Genomic DNA, 8,368 nt, shown 5'->3' with positions numbered 1-8,368 from the left:
TTCTTTGCCGGGTTCGAGCACCTGATGACCCGCGACGACAGCACCGGCAGCGTGGGCGCTGTCGGTTTCTGCTATGGCGGCGGTGTGGTGAACGCGCTGGCAGTGGCCTACCCTGAAATGCGCGCTGGTGCGCCGTTCTATGGGCGTCAGGCGGCCGTCGCGGATGTGCCGCGGATCGAGGCGCCACTTATGCTGCACTATGGCGCGCTGGACGAGCGCATCAACGAAGGGGCAGCGGCCTATAGCGAGGCACTCGCAGCCAACGGCAAGGTGTTTGAAGAATACTTCTACGAGAACGCCAACCACGGTTTCCACAATGACAGCACACCGCGCTATGACGAAGCGATGGCCGAACTGGCATGGGATCGGACGATTGGGTGGTTTAACACGCACCTGACGTAACCACGCAGGTCAGCAATACAAACACAAAGGGCGGCGCTTTGCAGCGCCGCCCTTTTGCGTAAGGTGGGTTGAAACCCACCTTACCTTTAATCAATCTTGGGCAACAATTCGTCCAGGGACTTCTTCGCATCGCCATAGAACATGCGTGTGTTGTCCTTGAAGAACAGCGGGTTCTCTATGCCCGAATACCCCGTACCCTGCCCGCGCTTGGACACAAACACCTGCTTGGCCTTCCAGCATTCCAGCACCGGCATACCGGCGATGGGGCTGTTGGGATCATCCTGTGCTGCAGGGTTCACGATGTCATTCGAGCCGATGACGATGGCCACATCCGTATCCGGGAAGTCCTCGTTGATCTCGTCCATCTCCATCACGATGTCATAAGGCACTTTCGCTTCCGCCAGAAGGACGTTCATATGCCCCGGCAGACGCCCCGCAACAGGGTGGATCGCAAAGCGGACGTTTTTGCCCTTGGCCCGCAGTTTGCGCACCAGTTCCGACACCGCCTGCTGTGCTTGCGCCACCGCCATGCCGTAACCTGGAATGATGATGATGCTGTCAGCTTCGTTCAGCGCCGTTGCCACACCGTCGGCATCAATCGCGATCTGTTCACCTTCAACGGCCATCTGCTCGCCCTGTGGACCGCCAAAGCCGCCCAAGATCACGCTGACAAAGGAGCGGTTCATCGCCTTACACATGATGTAGGACAGGATCGCACCCGAGGAACCGACCAGCGCACCCACTACGATCAGAAGATCGTTGCCGAGGCTGAAACCGATCGCCGCTGCCGCCCAGCCGGAATAGCTGTTCAGCATCGACACAACGACAGGCATATCCGCGCCGCCGATCCCCATGATCAGGTGATACCCGATAAAGAGCCCAGCCAAGGTCAGCAGAACCAGCGCCCATGACCCGCTTCCGCCCATATAGGCGATCAGCAGGATCACCGAAAGCGCCGCAGCACCAGCGTTCAACATATGCCCCCCGGGCAGTTTGTTGGCCCCGGTGTCTACCTTGAACGGCAGCTTGCTCGAATTGCCCGCAAGCTTTGCATAGGCAATGACGGAGCCTGTAAAGGTCACCGCACCGATCCAGATGCCCAGCACCAACTCGACCCGCAGAATGGCGATCTCGACACTGGATTTCTTGGCAATCAACTGGCCAAAGGCGCTGAGGCCGTCATAGATTTCCTTGGGCAGGCCGATAGCGGTAATGCCATCCGGCCCGACAGCGCCCATGACCTGACCATTGGCTTCATAAAGCGCGCCGATGGTGTTGATCATCAGATCGGCGTTGAAGCCTACGAATACCGCAGCAAGCCCGACCATCGAGTGCATGATCGCCACAAGCTCGGGCATCTGCGTCATCTCGACCTTAGTGGCCAATTGATAGCCCACCATACCGCCCAGTGCGATCAGGATGAGCGACAACAGCCCCAGACCGGAGCCCGGACCGACAAGCGTTGCAAAGACGGCCAAAGCCATGCCTGCAATGCCGTACCAGACCGCACGTTTCGCGCTTTCCTGCCCCGAAAGGCCACCCAGCGACAGAATGAACAGGATACCTGCGACCACATAGGCCGCGATTGTGAATGCGTTTTCCATTGCTCTGCCCCTTTAGGATTTCTGGAACATGGCGAGCATACGCCGTGTCACGAGGAAGCCGCCGAAGATGTTGACCGCTGCCATAAAGATACCGAGTGCCGCCAATATCGTGATCAGCGCATTGCTGGACCCGATCTGGATCAGCGCGCCAAGGATGATGATCGACGAAATCGCATTGGTCACAGCCATCAGCGGCGTATGCAGTGAATGCGCCACATTCCAGATGACCTGGAAGCCGATGAAGACCGACAGGACAAACACGATGAAGTGCTGCATAAAGCTGGCTGGCATGCCGGGGATCAGGCCGATGCCAAGGATCAGCGCCGCACCAATCGCCAAGAGACCGACTTGGGTCTTGGTTTCTTTCTTGAAGGCCGCCACTTCGTTCGCGCGCTTTTCTTCGGCGGTCAGTTCCTTTGGCTTTTCCTTCTTGGGCGCGGCTGCAATCGCCGCCACTTTGGGTGGTGGTGGCGGGAATGTGATTTCGCCCTTATGCGTCGCGGTCGCACCACGGATGACATCGTCTTCCATGTTGTGGTTTGGCGTGCCGTCTTTTTCAGGCGTCAGATCCGTCATCATATGGCGGATATTCGTCGCATAAAGCGTCGAGGACTGCGCCGCCATCCGGCTCGGGAAATCGGTATAACCGACGATGATCACGCCATTATCGGTGACGATCTTTTCGTCTTTTACGGTCAGTTTGCAGTTGCCACCACGTTCCGCGGCAAGGTCGATGATGACCGAACCGGGTTTCATCGCCTCGACCATGTCTTTGGTCCAAAGCTCAGGCGCATCGCGGCCCGGGATCAGCGCTGTGGTGATCACGATGTCCATATCAGGCGCGATTTCACGGAATTTGGCAAGCTGGGCCGCCGCAAACTCGGGCGAGGACACGGCCGCATAGCCACCTGTGGCCGACCCGTCCTGCTGTTCTTCCTCAAAATCGAGGAAGACGAACTCGGCCCCCATGGATTCAACCTGTTCGGCCACTTCGGGGCGCACGTCAAAGGCGTATGTAATCGCACCCAGCGATGTCGCAGTACCAATCGCAGCAAGACCCGCAACACCTGCCCCGACAACCAGAACCTTGGCTGGCGGGACTTTACCGGCAGCAGTGACTTGCCCTGTAAAGAAGCGGCCAAAGTTGTTACCGGCTTCGATGACAGCGCGGTAGCCCGCGATATTCGCCATCGACGACAGGGCATCCATTTTCTGCGCTCGGCTGATGCGTGGCACCATGTCCATGGCGATGACGGTGGCACCTTTTGCGTTAGCAGCCTCCATCAATTCCTTGTTCTGCGCAGGATAGAAGAACGAAATCAGCGTCTGCCCTTCGCGCAGTTTCTTAATCTCTGCATCCGATGGCGGGCGCACTTTGGCAACGATGTCGGCAGCCTTGTAAAGCGCTGCCGCGGTTTTCGCGACCTCGACACCAGCGTCTTTATAGGCCTGATCAGAAAAACCCGCAGCGAGACCGGCGCCGGTTTCGATGATGCATTCATACCCAAGCTTTTGCAGGTCTTTGGCGGATGCCGGGGTCATCGCAACCCGGTTTTCGCCCTCGAATATCTCTTTTGGTGTGCCGATCTTCACGGACCATCCCCCATATCTGTTCTGGCAGTTCCCATGCATTATAGCGCGCAAGAATATTTCACAAGGGGATGGCTGGCATGACATTAAGTGTCATTCGCTAACAGTCACACCCAGCGGCGCGTCTTTTGGCAATAGCGGGCGAAATCTGCACGAAATTTGACCCTGAGCCGGTTTTCCTCGGGGATAATAAAGCGCTGCGTGATCGTGAACATAAAGAGCGGCACAAGCAGCAGGGCAACAGGCGCATCCCAGCGCAGCGCCAGCCCCGCAAGCACCAATGTGTCCCCCAGATAGATCGGATTGCGGGTGCGCTTGAAGATACCGGACGTGACCAGATGATCCGCCTCCATATGCGGCACGATAGTGGTGCGCCTTTTGCGCATCTCGACCGCCGCAAGCAGGATCAGCACAATCCCGCCGCCCACCAAAAGCCCGCCCAACAGATCCATCATTGGCCCGCCAATAGCCCAGGACATGGGCTGAAGGGCTGCAATCCACCATGTCAGCACAATGGCAAGCAGCAACCAGACGGGGGGAATGTCGATCCATTTCATGCCCTGTGTTGTGCCGCAGCGCTTTGCACTTGTCCATGCCCGCTGACCCGTTAGGGTCTGGCAAAACGGAGGAATGATCATGGAACATGCGGGCAAACACGCACTGGTCACAGGCGGCGGTTCTGGTATCGGTGCAGGCATCGCGCTGGCCCTTGCACAAGCAGGTGCCGAGGTAACAATCACCGGACGACGCGCGGATAAATTGCAAGAGGTCGCATCGCTGTCCCCGCGCCTGCACGCCGTCGTCATGGATGTGGATGACGAGACATCCGTGCGTGACGTCATCGCGCAAGCTGCCAGCGCCCGAGGCCCGATCCAGATATGTGTCGCCAACGCTGGTATTGCAGATGGCGGACCCTTCGCAAAAACCACACTGGCACAGTGGCGCAAGACCATGACGACCAACCTTGATGGTGTCTTTCTGACCTTTCAGGCCGCCATGGCGACGCTCGAAGATGCCACCCCTGCCCGCATGATCGTGATCAGTTCGATCGCCGGTGTGCGCGGTCTGAAAAATGCCATTCCCTATACGGTCACCAAACATGGTGTCATCGGTTTGATCCGTGGTTTGTCCGAAGAGTTCATGCGCCGCCCCATCACATTCAACGCGCTCTGCCCCGGTTATGTAGACACCGATATCGTGCGCAACCAGCTGCCCGGCCTGATGAAGCGCTTTGATCTGGACGAACAGGGTGCGATTGACGTGATCGCGAAGGGAAACCGGCACCGCAAGCTTTTGGAGGTGGATGAAACCACGGCAGCGGCCATGTGGCTCTGCTCGGACGGGGCGCGCAGCGTGAACGGGCAAACGATCCAGATTTCGGGAGGTCAGGTCTGATGTTGGGTCCCGTTCTTGTCGTTCTCGTGGCACTGATCCATGCCTATTTTCTGGTGCTTGAAATGTTCCGTTGGGAAGCGCCGCGGACCCGCAAAATCTTTGGCACAACGCCGGAATTTGCCACTGAAAGCAAGGTGATGGCCGCCAATCAGGGCTTGTATAACGGTTTTCTGTCGGCGGGGCTGCTCTATGGTCTTGTCATGGGGGTTGCTGGCGGGCAGATGGTGATCTTCCTTTTGCTTTGTGTCGTCGTCGCCGGTATCTATGCCGCGTTTTGCGGCATCAAAGCAGCACTTTACGCGCAGACTGTGCCTGCAACACTCGCGCTGCTCGCACTTATCTTGAATATCTAGGAACGCACCATGACCGATTTTGCCGCCACCAAAGCCATGTTCCACCTGCCCGAAGGCATGATTTATCTGGATGGCAATTCGCTTGGACCTTTACCCAAGGCGACCGCCGCGCGTGTCGCGCGCGCGGTGACCGACGAATGGGGTGAGAAGGTCATTACCGGATGGAACCGTGCGGGATGGATGGCGCAGCCGACCGCTTTGGGTGACAGGATCGGGCGTTTGATTGGCGCAGAACCGGGCCATGTGGTGCTGGGGGATACCCTGTCAATCAAGGTCTATCAGGCGCTCGCCGCTGCCATTGATCTGGTGCCGGACCGCAAGGTGATCCTGACCGACAACGGGAATTTCCCTTCGGATATCTACATGGCCGAGGGGCTGATCAAATCTCTGGGGCGTGGCCATGAACTGCGCATCGTAAACCCCGAGGATGTGGAACATCATATCGATGATGATCTTGCCGTGCTGATGCTGACGCAGGTCGATTACCGCACAGGGCGTTTGCACGACATGAAGGCCCTGACAGAAAAGGCCCATGCGGCAGGCGCGCTCACCTGCTGGGATCTGGCACATACCGCGGGGGCCATGGCCGTCGACCTGCAAGGCTGCAACGCCGATTTTGCCACAGGTTGCACCTATAAGTATCTTAACGCAGGCCCCGGTGCGCCCGCGTTTATCTATGTGGCCCCCCGCCATATCGACAATTGCCAACCCGCCTTGTCCGGCTGGCTGGGACATGAGGCACCTTTCGCCTTTGATCTGGATTACCGCCCCGGTACAGGGATCGAGCGGATGCGCGTGGGCACGCCACCTGTGTTGCAGATGGCCGCCCTCGATGCGTCACTCGATATCTGGGACCAGGTGGACATGGACGCGCTGCGCGCGGCCTCGATCGCACTGACCGAGCAGTTCATCGCAGGGGTCGAGGCGCGCTGTCCGCAGCTCACACTGGCCAGCCCGCGCGATCCGCATGGGCGGGGCAGTCAGGTATCCTTTGCCTTCGCCGATGGCTATGCCGCGATGCAGGCCTGTATCGCGCGCAATGTGATCGGGGATTTTCGCGCACCGGATATCATGCGGTTCGGGTTTTGCCCGCTGTTCATTGATGCCGGCGATGTTGATGGGGCCGTTGATGTGATTGCCGATGTGATGGACAACAAGCTTTGGGATGATCCCGAATATAAGGCCGTCGCGCGCGTGACCTAGACGAAGGCGGTCTCTTCCGCATCGGGCGGGGTATCGTAGCCGTGCACCTGAACGTTCAGCGCGGCCCCCAGCAGGATCAGATAGGCGCTGACGTAAAGCCAGAGCAGCAAACCAATCACGGCACCGATTGAGCCGTAAACCTCGTTGTAGCTGGCAAAATTGGTCAGATAGAACGACAGGCCCGCCGAGGCCGCAACCCAGAGCACCACGACCACGAAAGCGCCGACGGTAAACCATCGGCCACGGCCACCGATCCGTGCGGGGCCGAAACGGTAAAGCAAACTCAGCCCCAGCATCAAAACACCAAGGGCGATCAGCCAGCGGATACCTTCAAGCAACCAAGCCGTTGAATTTGCGACAGGAATAAAGGCCAGGCCAATCGGCACAATGACGACCACAATCAGCGCCACAATGGCGAGGGTCACCAAGGCAAAGGTCAGCAAGAGTGCCACGATGATCTGCCAGAGGCCGTTGCGCATCCGCTGCCCCGCAATCGCGTTCAGCCCGCCGATCAGTGCCGCCACCCCTGCCCTGCAAGACCAGATTGCCAGCATGATCGACACGCCTGTGGCCCACCCCAATGCATCCGCAGGTGCGGCGACCAGCCGAAACACCTGTGACGAGATCAGCCTATAGGCGTCGGGCGGGATGATATCTTCCATCAACGACAGTTGTTCGCCGATCACCACCGGATCGGCAATCAACCCGAAAATCGCGATCACTGCGGCTATCCCCGGAAAAATCCCGAACATGCCGAAAAACGCGACCCCCGCTGCAATCAGGCCAAGATGCTTTTCGCCCGCAGTCTTCCAGACCGCGGCCAATATCTGCCATATGTGCTTTATCTTGGCCATACGCTGGGTTGCCTGCCTTTTGTTCATTGCCCTTCAACCTAGTGCAAAAGAGCGGCAACCGCCACTTTTCTCAACAGAAACCCGTGGTTGGCGTTGCCGTTGACGCCATGTCCCGAAAAAACGGTCGCGTCGCAGCACAAGACGCTGTAGGGTTTTGAAAAGCCGGGGCCAACCCAGAGGCAGTTGCAGTGAATACCTTGAACACACATACCAACACGCTCGCCGAGCGTGTTTTGGAGCAAGACAGTGACCGTTATCTTCTGGCGATTACCGGTGCGCCGGGGTGTGGGAAATCAACCTTGGCCAGCGAAGTCGCGCGGCGTCTGAACGCGCAGGGCCGCAAGACAGCCGTGGTCTCGATGGACGGGTTCCACCTTGATAACCGTATCCTTGAGGCGCGCAATCTGCTGCCCCGCAAGGGCGCACCCGAGACCTTCGATGCGCCCGGTTTCTTGCGCCTGATCCGCGCACTCAAGACCGGCGAAGAGGTCATCGCGCCCGTGTTCGACCGGACCCGCGATCTGGCCATCGCCGGTGCAGTTGCGGTGCCAGCCACCGCCCGGGTTGTGATTGTCGAAGGCAATTACCTGATGTTCAACGAAGCCCCCTGGTCCGCGCTTGCAGAGCTTTGGGACCTGTCCGTGCGTGTGAATGTCCCGATGCCGGAACTGCGCGCGCGCCTGATCCACCGCTGGCTGAGCCTCAATTATTCCTCGGCCGTGGCCACCCGCCGCGCCGAAGGCAACGATATTCCCAACGCCAAACGCGTCATTGAAAACGCGCTTTCTTGCGATATTGAATTGAACGGCGAACCCATCCAGAACAGCATGTCCGCCTAGACAAACACGAGCGTGATCGCGGGGAACATCAACAAGATAAAGACCCGCACCACATCGGAGCCCACAAAGAAAAGCACCGACCGGTAAGTGGCGGTCATCGGCGTGTCCTTGTCCATACTGTTGATGAT

The 8,368-nt window shown here is 58.5% G+C and carries 9 protein-coding genes; 5 read left to right on the top strand and 4 right to left on the bottom strand.

Going from position 1 to position 8,368, the window contains the following annotated elements; translation table 11 throughout:
* Positions 1 to 402: dienelactone hydrolase family protein (locus tag VGP75_RS20540; protein WP_327545416.1), on the top strand; the 402-nt coding region annotated here is incomplete at its 5' end.
* Positions 403 to 488: 86 nt separating this feature from the next.
* Here the strand turns inward: VGP75_RS20540 and VGP75_RS20535 are convergent.
* The 3 genes from VGP75_RS20535 to VGP75_RS20525 all read right to left on the bottom strand — a co-directional run bounded on the left by VGP75_RS20535 (position 489) and on the right by VGP75_RS20525 (position 4,153).
* A complete protein-coding gene (locus tag VGP75_RS20535; RefSeq protein WP_327545415.1) occupies positions 489 to 2,006 on the bottom strand; it encodes an NAD(P)(+) transhydrogenase (Re/Si-specific) subunit beta in 1,518 nt (505 codons plus the stop codon).
* A gap of 12 nt (positions 2,007 to 2,018) precedes the next feature.
* Positions 2,019 to 3,599: a Re/Si-specific NAD(P)(+) transhydrogenase subunit alpha gene (locus VGP75_RS20530; RefSeq protein WP_327545414.1), complete on the bottom strand. Its 1,581-nt coding sequence runs from the start codon at positions 3,597 to 3,599 to the stop codon at positions 2,019 to 2,021.
* A gap of 104 nt (positions 3,600 to 3,703) precedes the next feature.
* Positions 3,704 to 4,153, bottom strand: a complete 450-nt coding sequence (locus VGP75_RS20525) for a methyltransferase family protein (protein ID WP_327545413.1) — start codon at positions 4,151 to 4,153, stop codon at positions 3,704 to 3,706.
* Positions 4,154 to 4,232: 79 nt separating this feature from the next.
* Between VGP75_RS20525 and VGP75_RS20520 the strand changes: the two genes are divergently transcribed.
* Genes VGP75_RS20520 through kynU form a run of 3 tightly spaced genes read left to right on the top strand, consistent with a single transcriptional unit; the run spans position 4,233 to position 6,547 of the window.
* Positions 4,233 to 4,991 (top strand): SDR family NAD(P)-dependent oxidoreductase, encoded by a 759-nt coding sequence (locus VGP75_RS20520; protein WP_327545412.1) that lies wholly within the window; start codon positions 4,233 to 4,235, stop codon positions 4,989 to 4,991.
* Positions 4,991 to 5,344: a DUF1304 domain-containing protein gene (locus tag VGP75_RS20515; protein ID WP_327545411.1), complete on the top strand. Its 354-nt coding sequence runs from the start codon at positions 4,991 to 4,993 to the stop codon at positions 5,342 to 5,344. Before VGP75_RS20520 ends, VGP75_RS20515 begins: the two co-directional genes overlap by 1 nt.
* Positions 5,345 to 5,353: 9 nt before the next feature.
* Entirely contained in the window at positions 5,354 to 6,547 is a 1,194-nt protein-coding gene (kynU, locus tag VGP75_RS20510; protein WP_327545410.1) for a kynureninase, read from the top strand.
* On the opposite strand, the gene VGP75_RS20505 is transcribed toward kynU, so the two are convergent.
* Entirely contained in the window at positions 6,544 to 7,428 is an 885-nt protein-coding gene (locus VGP75_RS20505; protein ID WP_327545409.1) for a YihY/virulence factor BrkB family protein, read from the bottom strand. The genes kynU and VGP75_RS20505 overlap by 4 nt on opposite strands.
* Before the next feature lie 161 nt (positions 7,429 to 7,589).
* On the opposite strand from VGP75_RS20505, the gene VGP75_RS20500 reads away from it, so the two are divergent.
* A complete protein-coding gene (locus VGP75_RS20500; RefSeq protein WP_414727827.1) occupies positions 7,590 to 8,240 on the top strand; it encodes a P-loop domain-containing protein in 651 nt (216 codons plus the stop codon).
* Positions 8,241 to 8,368: the final 128 nt, after the last annotated feature.

The sequence above is a fragment of the Yoonia sp. genome (assembly GCF_036007805.1).
GTDB lineage: Bacteria > Pseudomonadota > Alphaproteobacteria > Rhodobacterales > Rhodobacteraceae > Yoonia.
This window is presented reverse-complemented; position numbering and strand designations above follow the sequence as displayed.

What these genes read in the sequence shown, in the direction of transcription:
- VGP75_RS20515 (WP_327545411.1), top strand. Translation starts at nt 4,991, where the DNA reads ATGTTGGGTCCCGTTCTTGTCGTTCTCGTGGCACTGATCCATGCCTAT.
- VGP75_RS20520 (WP_327545412.1), top strand. Translation starts at nt 4,233, where the DNA reads ATGGAACATGCGGGCAAACACGCACTGGTCACAGGCGGCGGTTCTGGT.
- VGP75_RS20525 (WP_327545413.1), bottom strand. Translation starts at nt 4,153, where the DNA reads ATGAAATGGATCGACATTCCCCCCGTCTGGTTGCTGCTTGCCATTGTG.
- VGP75_RS20535 (WP_327545415.1), bottom strand. Translation starts at nt 2,006, where the DNA reads ATGGAAAACGCATTCACAATCGCGGCCTATGTGGTCGCAGGTATCCTG.
- VGP75_RS20505 (WP_327545409.1), bottom strand. Translation starts at nt 7,428, where the DNA reads ATGAACAAAAGGCAGGCAACCCAGCGTATGGCCAAGATAAAGCACATA.
- kynU (WP_327545410.1), top strand. Translation starts at nt 5,354, where the DNA reads ATGACCGATTTTGCCGCCACCAAAGCCATGTTCCACCTGCCCGAAGGC.